We start from the raw sequence: 21,555 nt of genomic DNA, 5'->3' as shown, positions 1-21,555 counted from the left end.
TTAATAAGGCGGCCACAACAACTTGCGTGCTGTTTCGTAACGCTCGGCAACAGAGGGCCAGTAGACCACATTCCACCAATCCTCGATATACTTTTTGCGTTCGTTTTGATGTTTCAGATAGTAGGCGTGTTCCCACACATCCAGTGGCAGGAGCGGTACGATATCGGACTGGGACAGGTTCTGGTGTTTTTCCGCCTGCAAAATCTCCAAACGATGTGCTCTCGGGCTCCAGACAAGCATCGCCCAGCCACTGCCTTCCACCTTGTTCGCAGCTTCCGTGAATTGATTCTTAAACGCTTCATAACTTCCGAAATCTCGCTTGATCTGCTCTGCCAGCATACCGGAAGGTTTGCCGCCGCCAGCAGGGTTCATAATTGTCCAGAAGATCGTATGCAGGTAGTGGCCTGCCCCGTTGAAGGCAAGTTCACGTTCCCAATGTTTGATGAGTTCAAAGTTATTCTTTTTTCGCGATTCCGCCAGCTTCTTCTCTGCTACATTTAGTCCATCCACATAAGATTGATGGTGTTTGTCATGATGGATACGCATCGTCAGTTCATCAATATGCGGCTCCAGCGCATTGTACGCATAGGGAAGGGGAGGCAGTGTGTGTCCTCCAATGGGAACCGGCTTTTCTTTTACGGGAGGTGCTGTAGAGCTGGGTGTGGCTTGTGTTGTTCCGGTAGAAGGCGGTTGAAGGGTTGCGGATTGGATCTGAGCTGAAGCGGCAGGTGCATTTACATTCCCCTCTGGAGAAGTTGGAGCTTCTGAAGCTTGGCGATGGATGTTTCCTGACCCTGACGTATGCAGCGCATTTTCCAGAAAAAGTGACGGTTCCGAATCTGTTTCTCGCAAGATGCCCGGTTGGCCAAGCGTATCCAATACGCCCAGAAAATACTCCGATTCGCGGATAAAATGCAGAATGAGTACTTTGGCAAGCGGAACAGCTTGCACAGCAGCACTTTGTTCCAGAAGAACATACAGCTGTTTGATGAACTCCCTCGATTGCTCACGAGCTGCCGCCACAAGTTGATCGATACAACGAACGATGTAGGGAGCAGGTGGATGGGTTGCGGGCAATAGCTGTTTTAAAAGCTGATTGGCTACTCGCTCACTGTTTGCAAAGGTAACCTCCCATTCCTCCAATAGCTTGACGTATGCGGGCTCCAGATCAGGAACCAGTGCACGAATAACGAGTGTATGTTCTTTCTCCTGCTCTTTCCAGAAACGGATTTCCTCCAATGTCCGCAGAGGCAGCAGGTGACCATATCCATACCAGTTCATCTATGTTGAACCTCCTTCAGATGAAATTCATTGCATGCAGACCGTCTGTTCATGCGTCCCAAGAGTATATTCCGCGAGCTTGTTGTCCTATGAGTGCAAAAAAAAGAGCCCCTAAGGGCTCTGGAAAAAATCCAATGATTGAAATTTGGTTATTCTCCATTATTCGTGTTTTGCACATCGTCACTGCTTGTTTTCGTTACATGACTCAGGAAAGTTGAGACACGGCGCAGATATTCCTTTGGATGCTCCCGGAAGATCAACTCATGATGCGCATCCTGGACAATCCATACATCCGAGTACGGATTGGTCTGGTTGGCCGCGAGCTGCTCTGCAATCGGGTAAGGCGCCTTCTCGTCCTCTGTACCATGGATGAAGAATATCGGGAACGGATAATCCTCCTTTTTCACTTCCTGGTATGGAATCTGTTGCAATCCGGTACCATTCAGAACAGGGAACAACAGTTTCATGATCTCCAGTGTAGGCTGACGCGGGAGATCGATCTGGTTATGAATGTTGTGGTACAGCGTATCCGGCTCAAGCAGGAACGTACTGTCCAGAATCATCGCATCCACTTCCTGTGTAATCAGTCCAGTTTGAAGCGCCGTACCGGCACCCATGGAGAAACCCCAGACAACCAGTTCCTGCGCACCGCGCTGCTTGGCGAACTGGATGGCACCCAGCAATTGCTGTGACTCAGCTTTGCCACCTGTGGCCACAGCTTTGTTCACCTGTGAGGCGAAGCCATAATCGAACATGACCACGTTGAACCCAAGTTGATGGGCATAGTGTGCCAGGTCATACATGGGTACCCATGTTTCTTCACGATTGGCACCATAGCCGTGACTGAAAATAATCGTTTTGCTTGCAGCATTGTCAGCAGGTATATACCATCCTTGCATCGTCCGGCTGCCATCTGCTGCCGGGAACGTGATGTCTTCGTACTTCATGTTCTTGGCCTGCATTGGATTGGAGAAGACCGGCGCTACAGTAGGATTGGATAATACCCATGCGATATAACCATGTAGTGCGATAAAACAAAACAGTAGAAAAAATACAACGGAGAGCAGCAACGCTACGATAATATGTTTGAACCGAATCAGCCTCGGTGATAGGGAAGAGGGCAGATCGGACACTTTTGTTTGCAGCGGGGCTTCGCTCTGGGATGTTGGATACATGAATGCCCCTCCTTTGAAGTTCAGTTGAAGATAACAACGACATGATAAGAGAATTGCGTCGATTTCAGAGCCTGCTTCAGAGCGATATCTTAATGTAATATATCTTTATCGTATGTTCCAATATAGTCAAAGTCAATTGATTGAGGGCATTTGTTACGCAATTGTTATATAGTTCTTAAGATATATGGGTAACATTACCTTAGTGTGCAAATTACAGGGGATTAAGTCTTATAAAAAGGAAAAATTTACACGTTGGCCTATTTTGATTTTGGCTCTTTTTGGTTTACAGATGAGACCGTTTCTCATATAATTTATGTAACCAAGTTTCATGTGATGAAACATGAGGAGGGCATTATGCCATGGAAGATCGCAAGTTAACCGTCCGGGCTGTGGAACGGGCGCTGGATATATTATTATGTTTTACCACACGTAGTGATCTGGGACTCACCGAAATTGCCAGCCAGATTGGCCTGCACAAAAGTACAGTGCACCGCTTGATGGCTACGCTGGAAGATCGAGGGTTCGTGATTCGCGATGTAGCAACAGAGAAGTACCGACTTGGCATCCGAATCTGGGAGCTGTCAGCTCATATGTCCCGCAGTGATGATCCCGCTATTCTGCTGCTGCCTGCGATGGAGCGACTGAGAGATCGATTGGGGGAGACTGTGAGTCTGTACCTGCGTGATGGGAGTGAACGGATTCGGATTCAGGCTGTGCAAAGTGATCAGGCGATTCGCCGAGTCGCTCCAGTGGGTGTTAGACTCCCGCTGTCTGTGGGCGCTTCCAGCAAAGTCCTAATGGCGTTTGCCACGGATGAGGATCGTGAAGAACTGATGAACGGACCGGAATGGCCGGTGTTTATTGATCCGGCGGTGTATTTGGCGCAAATGATAGATATCCGGGATAACGGATATGCGACGAGTTATGAGGAACGTGAGCCGGGAGCTGCCGCGGTATCTGTACCGATTATGGATCGCAGAGGCAATATTGCAGCTGCCCTCTCGGTCTCAGGGCCTGTCAGTCGACTCTCGCAGGAGACATTGCATGAATACGCACCGGTGTTGAAGGATGCTGCTACGCAGATGGGGCTCATGTTATCCTGATGCTGAGGTAAGGTTTTTCTCCAATAGAGTTGATCATTTGGAATATAAAGGTTGTTTTTATGTTCCGGTTGCGCTACTCTGTAATGGACGGCCCAACGGGGCCAGCTTCAATGAATATGAACAGAGGCTTATGTAAGCCGCAACTTATTAACGTTACTGGGGGAGTCCGAATTGTCCGGACTGAGACGGAATCGCATGAGATTCCGGACCCTTTGCACCTGATCTGGATCATACCAGCGTAGGGAAGTAATCGGCGATATGACCACAAACACCACATGATGTGACCCTTGTAGGGCTCCGTTAAGGAGCTGCATGAAGGTGCATTATTGGTGATGGACATAAAAGTCGGTTCCTTCGGGGACCGGCTTTTTTATATACAGGGAACGGGCGATATAGCGCGGATTCTATGGGCTTCTTTTTCAATAACCTGCGAAAGTGGGCTTGGATGATGAGAGAGAAGTCACCATAGATCGATGATCTGTTGCAGCCTCCGTCTGTTGTTAACTGTACATGAAAAGTGTCTCCCCTGGTCTGGTGTAGGATCGCTCTTTCTTCTCTGCATTGCGCATGATTGGGACAGGTACGTAAGCGAGCTAATGACGATACCAACCAAACCAAGCGAATGCACACTAAGGAGGAGACAAGGGAACATGAGTACAGGAAATCAAACGGGACAACAAGCGATGGAACAGGAACATAACGATCGGCAGGTGGAAAAAGAAACAGGAGCGGCCGGACGGGTTCAGCCCTTTCCCGGTAGCCGCAAAGTCTACATTCAGGGCTCACGGCCGGACATTGCTGTACCGGAGCGTGAGATAGCCCTTCATGACACGAATACTCCCCAAGGGGTGGAGCATAACGAACCGCTGCGTGTCTACGATACGAGCGGCCCCATGACCGATCCCGAATTTCATGCGGATATCCGCGCAGGTCTGCCAGCCCTGCGCACTCGTTGGATCACAGAGCGCGGCGATGTTGAAGCTTATCAGGGCCGTACGGTTAAACCGGAGGATAACGGACTGAAGCCCGGGGGAAAGAGAGCTGGAGCCGAAGAGTACCCTGGATTGCGTGGAAAACCGCTACGAGCACAGACAGGACGCTGTGTGACTCAGATGCACTACGCGAGACAGGGAGTCATTACGGCTGAGATGGAATTCGCCGCCATTCGTGAAGGCGTGGAGCCGGAATTTGTGAGACAGGAGCTGGCGAGTGGACGGGCCATTCTGCCATCCAACATCAATCACCCGGAGAGTGAGCCGATGTTGATCGGTCGTCATTTTCATGTGAAGATCAATGCCAATATAGGCAACTCTTCTGTATCTTCCTCCATCGAGGAAGAGGTGGAGAAGATGACTTGGGCGGTACGCTGGGGATCGGATACGGTGATGGATCTGTCCACAGGCAAAAACATTCATACCACCCGGGAATGGATCATCCGTAATTCACCTGTGCCGATTGGTACGGTGCCGCTGTATCAGGCGCTGGAGAAGGTGAATGGCGAAGCGGAAGCGCTGACCTGGGAGTTGTACCGTGACACACTCATTGAGCAGGCAGAGCAGGGCGTGGACTACTTTACGATTCATGCAGGTGTACTGCTGCGTTATATCCCGATGACGGCCAAGCGGATGACAGGTATTGTGTCCCGGGGCGGGTCCATTATGGCAGCATGGTGTCTGGCGCATCATCAAGAGAATTTTTTGCACACCCATTTTGAAGAAATCTGCGAGATTATGAAAAGGTATGATGTGGCATTTTCACTGGGAGATGGACTTCGTCCAGGCAGTATCTACGATGCGAATGATGAAGCACAGATGGCGGAACTGGCTACGCTCGGGGAACTGACGCAGATGGCGTGGAAGCATGATGTGCAGGTGATGATCGAAGGCCCGGGTCACGTGCCGATGCATAAGATCAAGGAGAATGTGGACTTGCAGATGGAGATATGTAAAGAGGCACCGTTCTATACGCTGGGGCCGCTGACGACCGACATTGCCCCGGGATACGATCACATCACGTCTGCCATTGGGGCAGCCATGATTGGCTGGTTGGGCACGTCCATGCTCTGTTATGTTACGCCAAAAGAACATTTGGGCCTGCCCAACAAGGATGATGTGCGGGAAGGGGTCATCGCCTACAAGATCGCGGCCCACGCTGCCGATCTGGCGAAAGGCCATCCACGTGCCCAGCGCCGCGATGACGCATTGTCCAAGGCACGCTTCGAGTTCCGCTGGCGGGACCAGTTCAACCTGTCGCTGGACCCGGAACGTGCGCTGTCCTACCATGATGAGACGCTGCCAGCAGAAGGAGCCAAAGAAGCTCATTTCTGCTCCATGTGCGGACCGAAGTTCTGTAGCATGCGCATTACGCAGGACATTCGGGCCTTTGCCGCAGACAAAGGATTGTCCGAGAATGAGGCTGTAGCAGCGGGCATGCAGGAAAAGGCCGAGGAATATCGGACACGTTCCTAGGCGCCGGTACAGCGCAAGCTGGGCAGTCTGACATCGTATGAAGGTGAGAATACTGCTATCATGTCGTCTACTTCATCTTATTGATCAGCTTCCTGATACTTTTTATCAGCATTATGGTTGATTGTCTAGCAGATGTTTAATAAAATGAATGTAAGTAAACACCAATAAGAGTAGCCAGGCCAATGGCTACTCCTGCACAGCATTTGCGGTAGGTATTCCTCCGAGTGCAGCAAGTTCAGATGAAGTGACCCGTCAGGCCGTCAACCTGTGGCGGGTCACTTCTTTTTACGATCGATGTATGTCAGGAGCGCAATAATTAACATCGCGAACACGATTACGTCGTTAAAAGAGAAGTTCATAGGATCACCTCCCACTGGAGGCAAGCCTATTTCCCACCACAAATTGGCTGTACAAAGTGATTATACCATTTGAAATGCTCTTGTTCGAGAGCATTTTTATTTTGCAGAAGGAGTCAATATAGTAGTTTTCACATGTTTTTAGTGATTGTAATATTTCACTCCAAATCCGGCTATTACTATCGAGCCAGGCCCAAATTCTTCTCCAAATACGTCGCAAGCAATGCCAGCGGGCTATGGATTGGAAAAACGCGATCTATTGTAACCTGTGCAGCAGCGGGAGCCATGGACAGTTGGGCCGCCACTACCGCTTTACCCGGGTACTGCTCAGCAATCTGCTGTAAGCCTTCTCGTACCGCTTCGAGATACCCTTGCTGATCTCCACGCATAATCAACTCAAATGTCCCAGGGATGCACACCGCTTCCGTCTGAGAGGTCTTGGCAACGTGTAGTTGCCCATTCTCATCCTCTTGCTGTAATGCCTGATTCAACCGTGCCATCGTTCCTTCAATAGTTGCCGGGTTGGTGAATGATATTATGTAATCTCCTGGTACTCGCCGCATCTCCTGCAATAACGGATCATCTATGCCGATCACAGGCACAGGGACCTGTATGGCTTTCTGCTCCAGTACTGTCGCAAACAGGGTGCAGGTGACCAGAATGGCATCGGCATGACACTCAGCGATCCATTGGAGCGTCTGGGCTACCTTCTCGTGAATGACGACCTCGGAAAAGTCAGCGTCATGTTTAAGACGGTCCAGACCTGGATCGACGTAATGGACCAATTCAACTTCATAAGGAGCAAGCGTCTCCTCAATTAAGGCGATGTTGGAATAATGAGCGTGAAAACAACCAATGGTGGTCATGTGCTATGTCCCCTTTAACAGTTCGTATATGTCATGGATCTTTTAGATATTTAAACCATTATAGAAACATGCCTGAGAACTGTACAGTCGTTTATTGCTCAACGCCAATAACCGCCCTTCCGCCAAGCTGCGGAAAGACGGTTGATAACCTGACTCGACTAGGGTCGGTCCGGTGTCCATTTTTATCTAAGGGAAGGAGAAGCATTTTTCTTCGCCATTTTTTGTTGCAGAATTTCATGAAAGGATAGACCTTGAGTGTTCTCATTCTCCTTTTTAGGAGCAGTGGTCGCCGTGTTGCGCGGATATTGGTGATGGTACGGGATCATTTGCTGAATAGGCATGCGGATCATCTTGGTTCCTCCTTTGATGCGTTTTTTTGAATTATGTATTTCGACTGGTTACCATGCCAGGTGCGCATATAGGTACATGTGACTTGTTAGACGAAATAAAAGAGTTTAAAGCGTAATTCCAATTGGATTGTAGTGATTTTACCCGGTTTTAAGGAGATGTAAACGTTTTTAGGGAAATTCAGGAGTAAAGGACCTAATATGAAAGGTTTGATATAGGAGGATCGAATCGGTTGTTATGTGAATAGTCCCAATTTTAAGGAAGTCAATGGTACCCGCATATGAGGCATATTATCTGGTTAAATGATGCAAAGCATGCTAACTAACTTGGTACCATGGTCGGGTTGTTTAGGGGGTAATGTAGTTCCGGATATAACAAAAAACTGCCGAGTGTACTCGGCAGCTTGCGTGATATGAAGAAGGATGTGATGAAACTTTGATTCTGTCTGAGGTGGTATCGTGTTGGTTCTATCTACTTTGGCGAACAGCGATGTATATATCCACTTGTACACTTTCGGGATTCAGGCTGCGTTCATCATATAATTCAAAATCCCCGGTGAACGTACGATCGCTTTGTTTGTCCCATGCCCACACGGCTCCCCAGGCTTCGCCAACAACTTCTGCCATCGGTCCTTTTCTGGAGGTGAATACGGCGTAAGTTGCAGGAGGGAGTAAAATGTCGTCCAATCCTTCAGGCAATGATTCGTTCGGACTGACCTCATGCCCTACCAGTATGGTGTATTCTCCGGTTATCCCATCGGTATAATCCGTGTAACAACCATAGCGAACAACTTCAGGTGCAGGAAGGTGCTCTGAGGCAAAATAATTGTTCCAGAGTCCCTGAATACAGCCTTTGCCACTGATCTCAATGGCGTTGGTTGTGCGGGCGGATACGCCGGCAATGCGTTTGCCAGGGAGAGTGACATAACGAATGGGCTGGGTTGAGAACGAATGATCTGTTGTTACCTGACCAGGATTAGCAGAAGCAGTAGAGTTTTCAGCGAGAGATTCTGCATGTTGATCCGTTGTATTCGTGCGCCAACGCTTCAAAAAAGGAAGCTGGTTACGCAGCATCGAACGAGCGGATTCCTCATCCATGCCCTCGTCCTTCAGAATGGCAGTGCACATCTCCGTCATGCCTTCAAGTGACATACCGGGCTGCTCAAACTTGCCCTCTTTGTAACAATAAATACAGTATTCGCGGGTTGTGCTTCCATCTGCTTCCGTTCCGAATTGGGCAGGGGTTGTGAGCGGCATGCCGCAGCTTTGACATACAGTGACGTTCATGATTAGTTCCTCCTCATATAAGTACAGATTGAATATATCTGAAGTATACGGGTAGGAACTGGACAGCTGTCTGTCAGGTTTGAGTCGGAGGTATATAATTTTGTACAATTTGCTCGGCGATACGGCAGATTTCATCCCGAATATGCTGAGGTTCCAATACTTCGACGTCCGCGCCGAAGCCCAGAATGAACCCATATAACCAGCTATCCTCGGGAAAAGCAACCTGGCTGATATAATACCCAGTCCCATCAGGCATGACGTTCTCGATCCCAAACCATTCTTCCGCAATATGACGGACGCGAGCATGGAATTTCAAAGTTAACCTAGCTTGATTGTCCGGGCGGCTCCATTCCTGTTGCCAGGGTCTGTCCTGTGGGTTAATGACTTTACGCTCGAAGTGCTCATTAGCAAGTGTGACATTTTGCATGCGCACAAGCTTGAACATGCGAAATTGATTCCGCTCGTGGCAAAAAGCATACAGATACCAGGAATGCTTCTTGAGTACGATGGTATGAGGGTCGACAGTTCGGTGAGTCTGTGTACCTTCTGCGCTGCAGTAGGTAAAGGTTACGGGGCGTAATTGATCCATACCCTGTTCGATAAGTTCAAGCTTGATTTTCAGCGCTTCGGGATGCGTCCAGGTTGAATAATCAACGATGAATCGATTGGTATTGGCCTGAAAATCGTCATTTTTGGATTGAGGGACGATACTGCTGAGTTTTTCGACCAGAAGCTCACGCGCCGCATTAGCATGGGAAGTGGATACACTGCGTAGTGCAGTGACGATGGAAGCGAGGTCCTTGTCTGTTAATACGTTTCGATCCAGACGGTAGCCCTCTGCCAGACCAATCCCGCCACTTGCCCCCTGATACGTCACCACAGGGATACCTGCTTGACCCAATGTATCGATGTCCCGATAGATGGTCCGGATCGATACTTCGAACATATCTGCCAAGTCTTTGGCTTGTACCCGTCCACGATTGATTAGCAGCACTACGATGGCTAACAAACGCTCCAGTTTCATATGTATGGATTCCTTTCATTGGTTTATCTGTTGGATTCAAATATGTTATATTGTTGAGCATCACACATAGGAGTGGAATAAGCAATGAAGCGAATTACGATTCTGATCGCAGACGATGAAGTTGAGATCGCTGATCTGGTTGCTTTACATTTACAAAAAGAAGGATATCACACCATCAAGGCCTTTGACGGGAAGGCGGCGGTTCAAGCTGTTCAGACTCAAGCGATAGACTTGGCGATTCTGGACATTATGATGCCTGGCATGGACGGGTATGAGGTGACCCGTAAAATTAGGGAGCAGCATCATTTACCGATCATTTTCCTGAGTGCCAAAACGTCGGATATGGACAAAATTACGGGACTCGTGATGGGCGCGGACGATTATATGACCAAACCGTTTAATCCGATGGAGCTTGTTGCCCGGGTCAATTCTCAGTTGCGTCGTTCTCTCCAATTCAGCCAGTCTGTGCCTGTGCAGAGGTCCATTCTGGAGAAGGGTGGGCTCATCATCACGCCAGATCAACATCGCGTTACACTCTACGGCAAACCAGTGGAACTAACACCGAAGGAGTTTGACATTTTGTATCTGCTCGCGAGCCACCCCAAGCAGGTGTTCAGTGCAGAAAACATTTTTGAACAGGTATGGGGAGAAGCCTATTACGAGAGTGGGAATACCGTGATGGTCCACATTCGGACCCTGCGCAAAAAGCTGGGGGAAGATGTGAACAAGAACAAGTTTATCAAAACCATCTGGGGTGTGGGGTACACGTTTAATGACTAAACGAAGAAGTTTTCGTACAACCATGATTATGTTGCTAGGGTTAAGCATGCTTGCCTCTGGTGCAATTACCTATGGGATTTACAAGCTTATGCAAGCCTATTATTCGGGTGTCCGTGCAGAAGATCAGCTCGCTGAATATCGTCATTTTATGAGAAGTATCGGGGATATCTATTTCTTCCTGATTTTATTTATTCCACTGGCCATTCTATTTTTCTTCTGGTTTACCAAGCCCTACGCGACGTATTTCAAGGATATTTCTACAGGGATCAGGCATTTGGCCAACGGTGACTTTCAGCATCGTGTGCAGATCTCCTCGAAGGACGAGTTAGGTACGATTGCGGAGGATGTGAACCTGGCAAGTGAGAAGTTAAAGGAAGCGGTAGAACGAGGGGATTTTGCTGAAAATAGTAAGGACCAGCTTGTTGTCAATCTGGCGCATGACCTGCGAACACCGCTGACGTCTGTGCTTGGATATTTGGATCTGCTCATGAAGGATGATCAGTTAACGGAGGAGCAGGTACGGCACTTTACGTCGATTGCATTCACCAAATCACAGCGTCTGGAGAAGCTGATTGATGATTTGTTCGAAATTACCCGTATGAATTATGGCAGGCTGCCTATAAACAAGACACAGCTGGATCTTAGCGAACTGCTGAAGCAGATGAACGAAGAACTCTATCCTGTATTTGAAAAGAACCAACTAGTCGCCCGACTAAAAATAGACACTGACCTTACGGTCTCCGGTGATGGCGAGCTGCTGGCTCGTGTGTTCGAGAATCTGCTGATTAACGCTGCACGGCATGGCAAGGATGGCATGTACGTAGATATTAATGGATATCGGGATGCAGAACAGGTCATCATTCAGGTAATTAACTATGGTGGACATATTCGTCCGGAGGAATTGCCACATATCTTCGATATGTATTACACCGGAGATCGTGCCCGGACTCCTCAGGAGGGTGGGACAGGCCTCGGACTGTTTATCGCTCGCAATATTGTGGAGCAGCATGACGGTACGATCTCGGCCCAGAGCGACGTGGTACGGACGTTATTCGAAGTTCGTTTGCCCGTCTTCCAATAAGGTTCGACGTCAAATTTAAGAAAAACTTTAAAATTGCCCTGCTTTTTCTTTAACTTGTGTTGTCTATCCTTGATGTATGAGGTAAAAGGAGGAGCAAGCATGAAAAAGTGGGGCTTTTTGATATGTATTATTTTGATCGGATATATCGTTACGCAATCACCGGGATGGATTCAGCAGAAGGATGAATTGCCCATCGAGATCCAGAATACGCGTGAAAATCCAGAAGGTTATACCGTATCCGTCACCGGAAACATTCAGGATCAGGTACATAAGGGCAACTTGTTACTGGTCGATAAGCAATACCCCGTTCACCCGGAAGGGGTTAAATCCGATATTGTATATGTGGCACATGAGGATGATCTGCTTCGTGGATATGGAATACTGGATCAGAAAATCATGTTATCACGGCAGGTGGCGCAAGAGTTCCAGAGGATGGTTGAAGCAGCAGGCGAAGAGGGAGTCAGATATTTTCTCGTCAGCAGCGGGTACAGGGACTTTGCGAAGCAGGACGAGTTATATCGGGAAAAGGGTTCAGACTATGCGCTTCCTGCGGGACACAGTGAGCACAATCTTGGGTTATCCCTGGATATCGGCTCGAGCTTGGCTGCCATGAATGAAGCACCAGAGGGTGCTTGGCTGGAGAAGAATGCATGGAAATACGGATTTATTCTGCGTTACCCAAAGGATAAAGTGCGCATCACCGGTATTCAGTATGAACCATGGCACTTTCGATATGTAGGGCTGCCGCACAGTGCTGTCATGCATAAGAATAATTTGGTGCTGGAAGAGTATCTTGATTTGTTAAAAGAAAAAGAGAACATTACTGTTGAAGTAGAGGGTGAGGAGTATCATATCCGTTATTACCAGGCCACCCAAGATACGACCGTTTACATACCTGAGCAAGGCCAAACTGAAATATCGGGTGATAACATGGATGGCGTCATCGTCACCGTAAAGAAATAACAGGGCAGCACAAAGGAGGAGGAGCAGCATGAAGCACAACAACCAGAAGAAAAACAAACATTACATCCTTTGGATTGCCGTTTTCATTATCTATGTATATCTACTGACGAAGCTGATCCTGTTCAAAGGAAGCCCGGTCGATTTTGGCATCGTGAAGGTTCGACTGATGGCGTTCTTACAACAACCGGATCTGATCCATACACGAACCGTCAACCTGACACCATTTCAGGAAATCTCACGAGACTGGAACAGCCTGTCATTGCATCGTCCGGGTACCGCAATCCATCTGGTAGGCAATATACTGGCCTTTATCCCACTGGGCATCTTCATTCCCGTGTTGACGGGTAACAAGTTATTCTCTGGAGTAAAGGTGTTCCTGCTGTCTCTGCTGCTCAGTCTGGGTTATGAAGTGACACAGCTGTTGACGGGCATGGGGATATTCGATGTGGATGATCTGATGCTCAATACGCTCGGCGGCTTGATTGGATACATTGTTTTCACTATGGCTATGGGTCTGAAAAAGGTGTTGGTGGGAGGAGAATCCCACGCGACGAAGAAGAAGTATAACTCCAAGGAGAGTCACGTGTAAGGAGGGGAAGAACTTGATTATAATGGCTGTACTGTTCATTAGCGCTGGGCTAATGTTTCTCCTGTATCCACACAAGATAACGGATGCTTCGGAAAAACAGATTACGGAGCGATTGATCATGTCTAGATGGGTTGGAGGCTCGTTAATTGCTCTGTCGTGTTTGTTTCTGATCATGGGTACGATTCAACTGTTAGATCAAGCCTCACATCACATTGGGCATTAGAAGGCAGTTGGATTGAAAATTGATTTTTAAATGTATCCCGATTATGAAAAGCAAAGCCAAAAAGCTCCCCGCCACGTGCTGATTGCACGTAATGGGGAGCTTTTTTGTATAACTTCATCACATTATTGATTCAGGTCATTAAGCTTTTTTCATCATTTGACGCAATACAGTTTGCAGGATACCGCCGTTATGGTAGTAATCCACGTCAACCATGCTGTCCAGACGAGCGATGACAGGGAATTCGAACTGTGTACCGTCTTCACGAGTTACGGTAACTTTCAACTCTTGTCCTGGCTTCACGTCATTGCTGAGGCCAGTAATGTCATACGTTTCACGTCCGTTCAGACCAAGACTGGACCAGCCGTGACCTTCCTGGAATTGCAATGGCATTACGCCCATGCCGACCAGGTTACTGCGGTGAATCCGCTCGAAGCTTTCTGCGATAACGGCTTTGACGCCGAGCAGGAATGTTCCTTTAGCCGCCCAGTCACGGGAGCTTCCTGTACCATACTCTTTACCAGCGATAACGATCAGGTTCTGTCCTTCATCCTGATACTTCATGGAAGCATCGTAGATGGACATTTCTTCGTCCGTTGGCAGGTACTTCGTGATACCGCCTTCGGTGCCCGGAGCCACCTGGTTACGAATACGAATATTGGCGAATGTACCACGCATCATGACTTCATGGTTACCACGGCGTGAACCGTAGGAGTTGAAGTCTTTGCGCTCTACGCCGTGCTCTTTCAGGTACAGTCCAGCTGGGCTGGATGGTGCAATATTACCTGCTGGTGAGATGTGATCCGTTGTTACGGAATCCGCAAGCAATGCCATAACACGTGCAGAACGGATATCTGCGATATCGTTCAACTTGTCGCCAAGCTCTTGGAAGAACGGAGGATTCTGAATGTACGTGGAGTTCGGATCCCACTCGTACAATTCACCTTCCGGTACAGAAATCGCATTCCAACGCTCGTTGGCTGTAAATACGTTCTCGTACTTGTTGCGGAACATCTGAGCGTTCAGGGAACTTGCGATAGTATCCTTGATTTCCTCGGAGGTAGGCCAGAGGTCTTTCAGGAATACAGGCTCATTGTTCGTATCATAACCGATTGGATCGGTTTCAAAGTCAATATTTACGGTACCCGCAAGTGCATATGCCACAACGAGTGGTGGTGATGCCAGGTAGTTGGCTTTAACCTGTGCATGCACACGGCCTTCGAAGTTACGGTTACCGGACAATACAGCCGCTACGGTCATATCGTTCTCAGCAATAGCTTCGCTCACTTCGTCCGGCAGTGGGCCGGAGTTACCGATGCATGTTGCACAACCGTAGCCGGCAACGTTGAATCCGAGTTTGTCGAGGTACGTGATAAGGCCTGCTTTTTCCAGGTACTCGGTAACCACAAGGGAACCTGGTGTCAGACTGCTTTTCACATATCCTGGTTTGGTCAGGCCGCGTTCAACTGCTTTTTTCGCCAGTAGTCCCGCTCCAACCATAACACTTGGATTCGAAGTGTTCGTACAACTTGTGATCGCCGCGATCACAACAGCGCCTGCTTTCAGTTCACTGGTGGAACCGTTAGGGTGCTTCACAGGTACGGTTTGTTCGATTTTCTCATCGCTCAGCCCGTAGCCGCCTTTATCTACAGGTGTGCGAATGATGCTGTTGAAGCTTTCTTTCATTTGTGTCAGCTCGATGCGATCCTGTGGACGTTTTGGTCCTGCAAGACTTGGTACAACTGAGCCGAGATCCAGTTCAATCACATCTGTGAATTCAGGATCAACGGTGCTGGAAGTACGGAACATGCCTTGAGCTTTGTAATAAGCTTCAACCAATTCTACCTGTTCGTCAGGACGGCCAGTACTGCGCAGATAGTTCAATGTTTCACTATCGACAGGGAAGAAGCCGATGGTAGCGCCGTACTCTGGTGCCATGTTGGCTACTGTTGCACGGTCAGCCAGACCCATGTTGGCAAGACCTGGTCCGTAGAACTCAACGAATTTACCAACAACGCCTTTTTTACGAAGCAATTGGGTAACGGTCAGTGCCAGATCCGTTGCTGTTGCGCCTTCGCTCAGGCTGCCTGTCAGTTTGAAACCGATAACGTCTGGTGTTACAAAATAAAGCGGTTGGCCCAGCATACCTGCTTCAGCCTCAATACCACCAACACCCCAACCAACAACACCAAGTCCGTTGATCATGGTGGTGTGGGAGTCTGTACCTACGAGGGAATCCGGGAATACAACGGTCTCGCCGTCCACGGTTTTTGTTGCTGCCACGGAAGCCAGATACTCCAGGTTAACCTGGTGAACGATCCCTGTGGATGGTGGAACTGCACGGAAGTTGTTGAATGCCGTTTGCGCCCAACGCAAGAAGCGGTAACGCTCTTCATTACGCTCAAACTCAACTTTGATATTGTAATCAAGTGCATCGTTGGTACCAAAAGCATCAACCATAACGGAATGGTCGATAACGAGATCGACCGGTACGAGCGGGTTGATCTGTTTTGGATCGCCACCTGCTTTTTTCACAGTATCACGCATTGCAGCGAGGTCAACGACAACCGGTACACCGGTGAAATCCTGCAGAACGATACGTGCAGGAATGAATGGAATTTCCTTGTTATTATCACGGCCATCTGCCCAGCCGGTCAGTTGTTTTACATGTTCTTCGGTGATGGCACGTCCGTCGAATTGACGAATTGCTGCTTCAAGCAACACTTTAATGGAGAAAGGAAGCCTGGAAAGATCGCCGTGGCCGTTTTCCTGAAGAGCATCGAGACTGTAGTAGCGGTAAGACTTGCCTCCAACCTCAAGACTGCGAGCGGCGGAGAAATGATTCTTTGCTGACATACATGTACCTCCTTGGGATGTGTCGGTGAGATGAAGAAAACGTTCATTTAGGTGAAGAACAGGCCTTCATCGTTCCGTGTTCTTGTTCGTTAGTTTCATCAGATGAAACGTAATTTCATAATCATAACTTTAGTTTTAAGTATACCGTTTTCACCTCCGTACGTAAAGGTCTTTTTGCCTGATCAAGCAAGCTTTTGGACCGATGAAGGCGTTTTCGTGAAGCGAGCAGGAATAAGATATCTTGTGTACCTGTATTTGCGGAATTTCGGATCTCCCTCCTGAGCCGTGTACATACAACCGAAGACCCTTTCATATGAATAGTAGGAGTTTATATACACAATGAAATATTCCAGACAGAACTCATGCCAAAGGGGGACATAGGCTTGGAACGGGAATGGAAGAGTGCCTTATATACTTACGTGAACCAGTACAATCGCTGTGAGATCGACTACCGTCCACAGACCAGCGAACGGATCGTTACCGATCCTGACTTCGTGGTGGAACGGGGAGAGCGGATGGCAAGGCTGGACGAATGGTATCGTAAGCGGCGCGCCGTGCCTCTTCGCAGCGAGACCAGCGCCAAGCTTGTGCGCACGCTTATGGATGGCCAGGAAGAAGCGGTGGTGGATGTACAATTGTACAGCAGACTGTTCTACGAGAAGAGCGGGATTACCCACCGGGAGGACCGGATTGAGCGGGAGCGGTTAACCTTTCTGCGGCAGAGTGGTGGATGGATTATTGGACGGGTCGAGCGAGAAGTGCCGGAGCGTCGCCCTGCTGGGGAAGGGCGTCCGTTTCAACAAGCTGATTTTGTACAGGCGATGAATCGGCCGCTGCTGAATCGGGAAGTGCTGGGTCAAGGAAGAAGCTCACGGCAACAGTCATATCGCAGAGATCTGGCGGTTGCCTATGCAGATCGGTGGTGGAATGCGGGGAATCCAGCATTTGAGGAATTTGATGTGGATTGTACCAATTACGTGTCCCAATGTCTCTTTGCAGGGGGCGCACCCATCCACTATACTGGTAGAAGAGAAGCCGGCTGGTGGTATAAAGGGTATGTGAACGGCTCCGAAATGTGGAGTTACAGTTGGGCAGTTTCCAACAGTCTGGAGCGTTATTTGTCAGGCAGCAGCTGGGGTCTGACCGCGACAGAAGTGGAGCGTCCAGAGCAGCTGATGCTCGGCGATGTTATTCTCTACGATTGGGATGGAGATGGACGATTTCAGCACAGCACCGTTGTGACCGCGTTTGATGCGGGCGGTATGCCGCTTGTTAACGCACATACGGTTAGCAGCCGTCACCGCTTTTGGGATTACCGGGATTCTTACGCTTGGACGGAGCGGACGGTATACCGGCTTTTTCATATTGCAGATGAGTTTTGATGACGAAAGATTTTCGGGATGCGGTGACGCAGACATCCAGTTCCGTGTAAAATAAGACCAGGGTAACGCAAGCAGAATAACAAGGGTGCTGAGCATGCAAACATGACAGCATTAGGCACAGATAATCGGAGGGTACACATGAGTATGGATAAATTAAAAGTAGGCGTCGTGTACGGCGGAAAATCGGGCGAGCACGAGGTGTCGCTGCAAACGGCGTTTGCTGTAACAAACGCATTTGATTATGAAAAGTATGAACTGGTTCCTTTTTATATCTCCAAGCAGGGGACGTGGAAAAAAGGACCTGTCATGCATGCGCCGTTCGCGCAGATTGAAGACTTGAAGCTGGAGCAATCGGCAGGCGGAACGCAGGATGCGCTGAACGCCCTGTTTGGCCGTTTGTATGGCGGAGCAGAAGCGCTGGACGTGATGTTCCCTCTGCTGCATGGTACGTTTGGAGAGGATGGTACCATTCAGGGCATGTTCGAGATGGCGGATATGCCATATGTAGGTGCAGGTGTACTGGCTTCGGCTGGCGGCATGGACAAAGTGGTCATGAAAAAGCTGTTTGCACAGGCTGGCATTGACCAATGTGCCTTTGCGTATTTTAACGCGACACAATGGAAGCAGACAGAGCACGAAATGATCGTACAAGTCGAAGATCAGCTCGGGTATCCTTGTTTTATCAAACCGGCGAATCTGGGATCCAGTGTAGGCATCTCCAAAGCACGTAACCGCGATGAGCTGAAGACAGCTGTCGAGTTTGCACTTCGGTATGATACGAAGGTTGTCATTGAGGAGTTCGTTGAAGCCCGCGAAGTTGAGGTCAGCGTCCTCGGCAATGACGAGCCCATGGCTTCCGTTCCAGGTGAGATCGTATCCTCCGGTGAGTATTATGACTATGCAGCTAAGTATATTGATGGTCAATCACAGATGCTGATTCCAGCTCCACTGGACCCAGAGGCCGCAGATCGCATTCGCGAGGCAGCTTTGCAGGCGTTCCGTGCGATTGAAGGTAACGGCATTTCACGTGCGGACTTCTTCATTCGGAAAAATGACGGCGCTTTGCTTATTAATGAAGTCAACACCATGCCTGGTTTCACACCATACAGCATGTATCCACTTCTTTGGCGTGAGACAGGTGTATCGTATGCCGAACTGCTGGATCGCATGATTGAACTGGCACTGGAGCGTTACAACCGCAAGCAGGCACTTAATTACGAGAACGGCGTACAGGCGTAGCCTGCGACCACAAGATCAGGAGGGATATGCATGGGATTTCAGACTGAATTCAATTCCGTATGCAAGTTCAAGAATGAGCAGGAGCTGTTCGAACTGCTTGAATACGGACGCGGCAAAATGGTCAAACAGGGCTTCCGGGTATTTCCTACCGGCCAGAAAGTGATTGCATACACACCGGATAACGTGGCTGTTGCCATCGTCAAGATCGTGGTTTCCATTGCGGAGATCAACTTCCAGGGGCAAGAGGTAACCGAGGTGGAGATGCTACTCATCCGCAAATTGACTGAGGAAGAATCACGCATCCAGACTGCCCTTGCGGATGAGATGTTCTTTGGAGAGCAAGCACAGGAGTAGTTGTTGACTGTAAGTGCGGGTCGGAAGGACGGATTTGCCAGAATACGATTATGGTCACTCTTTTAGGGTAAAACTTGGTTATATACAGTGACGGTACATCCTGACGGCTGAATATGCCATGCGGGTTCTCCGCCCTAATAGAGAGGAAGAGATTCATGCTCGTACGCTTTGGTTACGTGGCAATGTCCGTGCTTATAGAGAACGCCTCGCCTTCCCGGACCATGACCATGTCGAGTTTTAACAAAATCGATGACAGGGAAGCAGCGATCCGCAAGCTCGAACGGATTGCAGCCGAGAACCTGCACAATACATTACGTTTGCTCAGGCACAACAAGGGTAGCCATATTCATGTATATCGCTTCTCTTCCAAATTGATTCCACTGGCAACACACGAAGACCTGAATGACTGGGACCCGTTCCCGGCACTGAAGCAGGGCTTTGCGGCCATTGGTGATTTTGTGAAGGAAAATCATATGCGTGTGTCTTTTCATCCGGATCATTTTACCGTACTTAGTACCCCCCGCGAGCAAGTTCTGCACAACTCGATTCGCGACCTTCGTCATCATGTTCGGATGCTGGATGCCATGGGGCTGAATGCCACTGCCAAGAACAATATACATATTGGTGGTGCATACGGGGACAAGCCTTCGGCGGCGCTTCGTTTTGAAGAAAACTTTTTGAAGCTGGATCGGGACATCCAGGAGCGGCTCACACTCGAAAATGATGACAAAACGTTCAATGCGCCTGAGACACTTGCCGTGTGCCAGCGCTTGGGATTGCCAATGGTACTGGATATCCATCACCATTGGGTGAACAACGAAGGGGAACAGGCATGGGATCTGTGGCCAGATATTCTAAAGACCTGGCAGTCACCGCTTGCCCAGGCAGATTCACCGGCTGATCAGCCATTGCCACCCAAAATCCACGTCTCCAGTCCGAAGAGTGAGAAGGATCTGCGAGGTCATGCCGATGGTGTGGAGGTAGAGCCTGTGCTCGACTTCTTGCGCCATATCGCGGCAGATACCCCGAGGCTTGACGTGATGATCGAAGCTAAACGCAAGGATGAGGCTCTTGTGCAACTGATGCAGAAGCTGGCATTCTATCACGAAGAGGGTGTGGAGTGGGTGGACGAGTCTACCGTCATCATTCATCCGTAGTGCCAAAAGGGGCCTGGGCAACGAGAAACTTTATGACCTGTGGGGCGTATACTTTTAACAAGTATTTCAACTTTTCGTAGATTGATATAGAAAGTAGAGTGAACGCTTTGAATGAGAAGGAAAAGACACCTTATGTCGTGACAAGCAAAAGCTATACTGCCGTTGCCATTAATGCAGCTTCCAAAGCTGGCGAATGGATCAAAAGCCGTCTTGGGACGGTAGCTGAACTTGGCACCAAATATTCACCCCAAGATCTGGTGACCGAAGTGGATAAAGGAGCGGAGCAGATGATCCGCCGCCTTATTCTTACGCATTTTCCCCACCATGCCATTCTGGGTGAAGAGGGCGTCGAACCGGGACCGGAAGCTTCGGCAAAAGCACTGAAAGAGACCGAGGAAGAAGAGTTCCTGTGGATTGTTGATCCGGTGGATGGAACGACGAACTTTGTACACGGATTCCCGTTTTATTCGGTGTCCATCGCATTGGCTCACAATGGTGAAGTCATTGTCGGCGTGATCTACGACCCTTCCCGTGATGAAATGTTTGTTGCGGAAAAAGGGAAAGGAGCATATGTTCACGGAAACCGGATGCTTGTATCTGGTGAACAGGAACTGGCTCAGAGCCTGATTGCGGTTGGATTCCCGGCAGACACAACCTTTGCGTTGCCACTGAATATGGCCGCTGTGCAGGCGCTTGCTCCGCAAGTTCGTAACTTGCGTGCAGGCGGATCTGCAGCACTTCATCTGGCGTATGTTGCCGCAGGACGTCTCAGTGCCTACACCGAAGTTGGATTAAAACCGTGGGATATTGCCGCAGGTGCGCTGCTGGTTGAAGAATCCGGCGGCAAGGTGACCGATACCATCGGAACGCCTTACCAACTGTCTGTGAACCATGTCGTTGCCAGCAATGGCAAAATCCATGATGCACTGACGGATGTGTTGAAGGAAGCGAAAGCTACTGGTCTGGAGTGAGTTTATTCAACTCATCGATGCTTTAACAACCTGTAATTGTACATTAACGGAGGGGA

General features: G+C 49.1%; 19 protein-coding genes and 1 riboswitch. Of the genes, 12 read left to right on the top strand and 7 right to left on the bottom strand.

Annotation, left to right across the window (positions count from 1 at the left end; genetic code table 11):
* Complete coding sequence (locus tag J2Z28_RS26805; RefSeq protein ID WP_211085199.1) at positions 1–1,281, bottom strand: Fe-Mn family superoxide dismutase; 1,281 nt, start codon at positions 1,279–1,281, stop codon at positions 1–3.
* A gap of 149 nt (positions 1,282–1,430) precedes the next feature.
* Positions 1,431–2,456, bottom strand: a complete 1,026-nt coding sequence (locus tag J2Z28_RS26800) for an alpha/beta hydrolase (protein ID WP_133387469.1) — start codon at positions 2,454–2,456, stop codon at positions 1,431–1,433.
* 359 nt (positions 2,457–2,815) lie between these two features.
* Here J2Z28_RS26800 and J2Z28_RS26795 point away from each other — a divergent pair, with 359 nt between their 5' ends.
* Positions 2,816–3,559, top strand: a complete 744-nt coding sequence (locus J2Z28_RS26795; RefSeq protein WP_211085197.1) for an IclR family transcriptional regulator — start codon at positions 2,816–2,818, stop codon at positions 3,557–3,559.
* A 148-nt stretch (positions 3,560–3,707) separates the two neighbouring features.
* Positions 3,708–3,821, top strand: a riboswitch (TPP riboswitch).
* Between the two features lie 421 nt (positions 3,822–4,242).
* Positions 4,243–6,027 (top strand): phosphomethylpyrimidine synthase ThiC, encoded by a 1,785-nt coding sequence (thiC, locus tag J2Z28_RS26790; RefSeq protein WP_244988560.1) that lies wholly within the window; start codon positions 4,243–4,245, stop codon positions 6,025–6,027.
* Between the two features lie 535 nt (positions 6,028–6,562).
* Here thiC and J2Z28_RS26785 read toward each other — a convergent pair.
* From J2Z28_RS26785 to J2Z28_RS26770, 4 genes are all read right to left on the bottom strand, one after another.
* Positions 6,563–7,249, bottom strand: a complete 687-nt coding sequence (locus J2Z28_RS26785; RefSeq protein WP_211085195.1) for a hypothetical protein — start codon at positions 7,247–7,249, stop codon at positions 6,563–6,565.
* A gap of 182 nt (positions 7,250–7,431) precedes the next feature.
* Positions 7,432–7,599 carry a hypothetical protein gene (locus J2Z28_RS26780; protein ID WP_017690769.1) on the bottom strand — a complete coding sequence of 56 codons (168 nt, stop codon included), beginning with the start codon at positions 7,597–7,599 and terminating at the stop codon, positions 7,432–7,434.
* A gap of 465 nt (positions 7,600–8,064) precedes the next feature.
* On the bottom strand, positions 8,065–8,883 hold the full coding sequence (locus J2Z28_RS26775; RefSeq protein WP_211085193.1) for a zinc ribbon domain-containing protein: 819 nt from the start codon (positions 8,881–8,883) through the stop codon (positions 8,065–8,067).
* Positions 8,884–8,956: 73 nt separating this feature from the next.
* The gene (locus tag J2Z28_RS26770; protein WP_211085191.1) at positions 8,957–9,907 is read right to left on the bottom strand and encodes a helix-turn-helix transcriptional regulator; all 951 of its coding nucleotides are present in this window, start codon (positions 9,905–9,907) and stop codon (positions 8,957–8,959) included.
* Between the two features lie 84 nt (positions 9,908–9,991).
* Here J2Z28_RS26770 and J2Z28_RS26765 point away from each other — a divergent pair, with 84 nt between their 5' ends.
* From J2Z28_RS26765 to J2Z28_RS26745, 5 genes are all read left to right on the top strand, one after another.
* Complete coding sequence (locus J2Z28_RS26765; RefSeq protein ID WP_211085189.1) at positions 9,992–10,687, top strand: response regulator transcription factor; 696 nt, start codon at positions 9,992–9,994, stop codon at positions 10,685–10,687.
* Positions 10,680–11,768 carry a HAMP domain-containing sensor histidine kinase gene (locus tag J2Z28_RS26760; RefSeq protein WP_211085187.1) on the top strand — a complete coding sequence of 363 codons (1,089 nt, stop codon included), beginning with the start codon at positions 10,680–10,682 and terminating at the stop codon, positions 11,766–11,768. The genes J2Z28_RS26765 and J2Z28_RS26760 overlap by 8 nt, the downstream gene beginning before the upstream one ends.
* A 99-nt stretch (positions 11,769–11,867) precedes the next feature.
* On the top strand, positions 11,868–12,731 hold the full coding sequence (locus J2Z28_RS26755) for a M15 family metallopeptidase (protein WP_211085186.1): 864 nt from the start codon (positions 11,868–11,870) through the stop codon (positions 12,729–12,731).
* Between the two features lie 28 nt (positions 12,732–12,759).
* On the top strand, positions 12,760–13,320 hold the full coding sequence (locus J2Z28_RS26750) for a VanZ family protein (RefSeq protein WP_211085184.1): 561 nt from the start codon (positions 12,760–12,762) through the stop codon (positions 13,318–13,320).
* A 13-nt stretch (positions 13,321–13,333) separates the two neighbouring features.
* Complete coding sequence (locus tag J2Z28_RS26745; protein ID WP_211085182.1) at positions 13,334–13,543, top strand: hypothetical protein; 210 nt, start codon at positions 13,334–13,336, stop codon at positions 13,541–13,543.
* A gap of 138 nt (positions 13,544–13,681) precedes the next feature.
* On the opposite strand, the gene acnA is transcribed toward J2Z28_RS26745, so the two are convergent.
* Positions 13,682–16,396: an aconitate hydratase AcnA gene (acnA, locus tag J2Z28_RS26740; protein WP_211085180.1), complete on the bottom strand. Its 2,715-nt coding sequence runs from the start codon at positions 16,394–16,396 to the stop codon at positions 13,682–13,684.
* Between the two features lie 383 nt (positions 16,397–16,779).
* On the opposite strand from acnA, the gene J2Z28_RS26735 reads away from it, so the two are divergent.
* The 5 genes from J2Z28_RS26735 (at position 16,780) to J2Z28_RS26715 (ending at position 21,499) form a co-directional block, all read left to right on the top strand.
* Complete coding sequence (locus J2Z28_RS26735; protein WP_370511462.1) at positions 16,780–17,778, top strand: amidase domain-containing protein; 999 nt, start codon at positions 16,780–16,782, stop codon at positions 17,776–17,778.
* A 138-nt stretch (positions 17,779–17,916) separates the two neighbouring features.
* Positions 17,917–19,017 (top strand): D-alanine--D-alanine ligase, encoded by a 1,101-nt coding sequence (locus J2Z28_RS26730; RefSeq protein WP_211085178.1) that lies wholly within the window; start codon positions 17,917–17,919, stop codon positions 19,015–19,017.
* A gap of 30 nt (positions 19,018–19,047) precedes the next feature.
* On the top strand, positions 19,048–19,371 hold the full coding sequence (locus J2Z28_RS26725; RefSeq protein WP_017690758.1) for a hypothetical protein: 324 nt from the start codon (positions 19,048–19,050) through the stop codon (positions 19,369–19,371).
* Between the two features lie 155 nt (positions 19,372–19,526).
* A complete protein-coding gene (uvsE, locus tag J2Z28_RS26720) occupies positions 19,527–20,528 on the top strand; it encodes a UV DNA damage repair endonuclease UvsE (protein WP_211085177.1) in 1,002 nt (333 codons plus the stop codon).
* A 107-nt stretch (positions 20,529–20,635) separates the two neighbouring features.
* Complete coding sequence (locus tag J2Z28_RS26715; RefSeq protein ID WP_244988556.1) at positions 20,636–21,499, top strand: inositol monophosphatase family protein; 864 nt, start codon at positions 20,636–20,638, stop codon at positions 21,497–21,499.
* Positions 21,500–21,555 lie beyond the last annotated feature (56 nt).

Origin of the sequence: Paenibacillus xylanexedens, from assembly GCF_017874615.1 — a bacterium.
GTDB lineage: Bacteria > Bacillota > Bacilli > Paenibacillales > Paenibacillaceae > Paenibacillus > Paenibacillus xylanexedens.
Note: the sequence above shows the minus strand (reverse complement) of the source record. Positions and strands in the feature narration are given on the sequence as shown.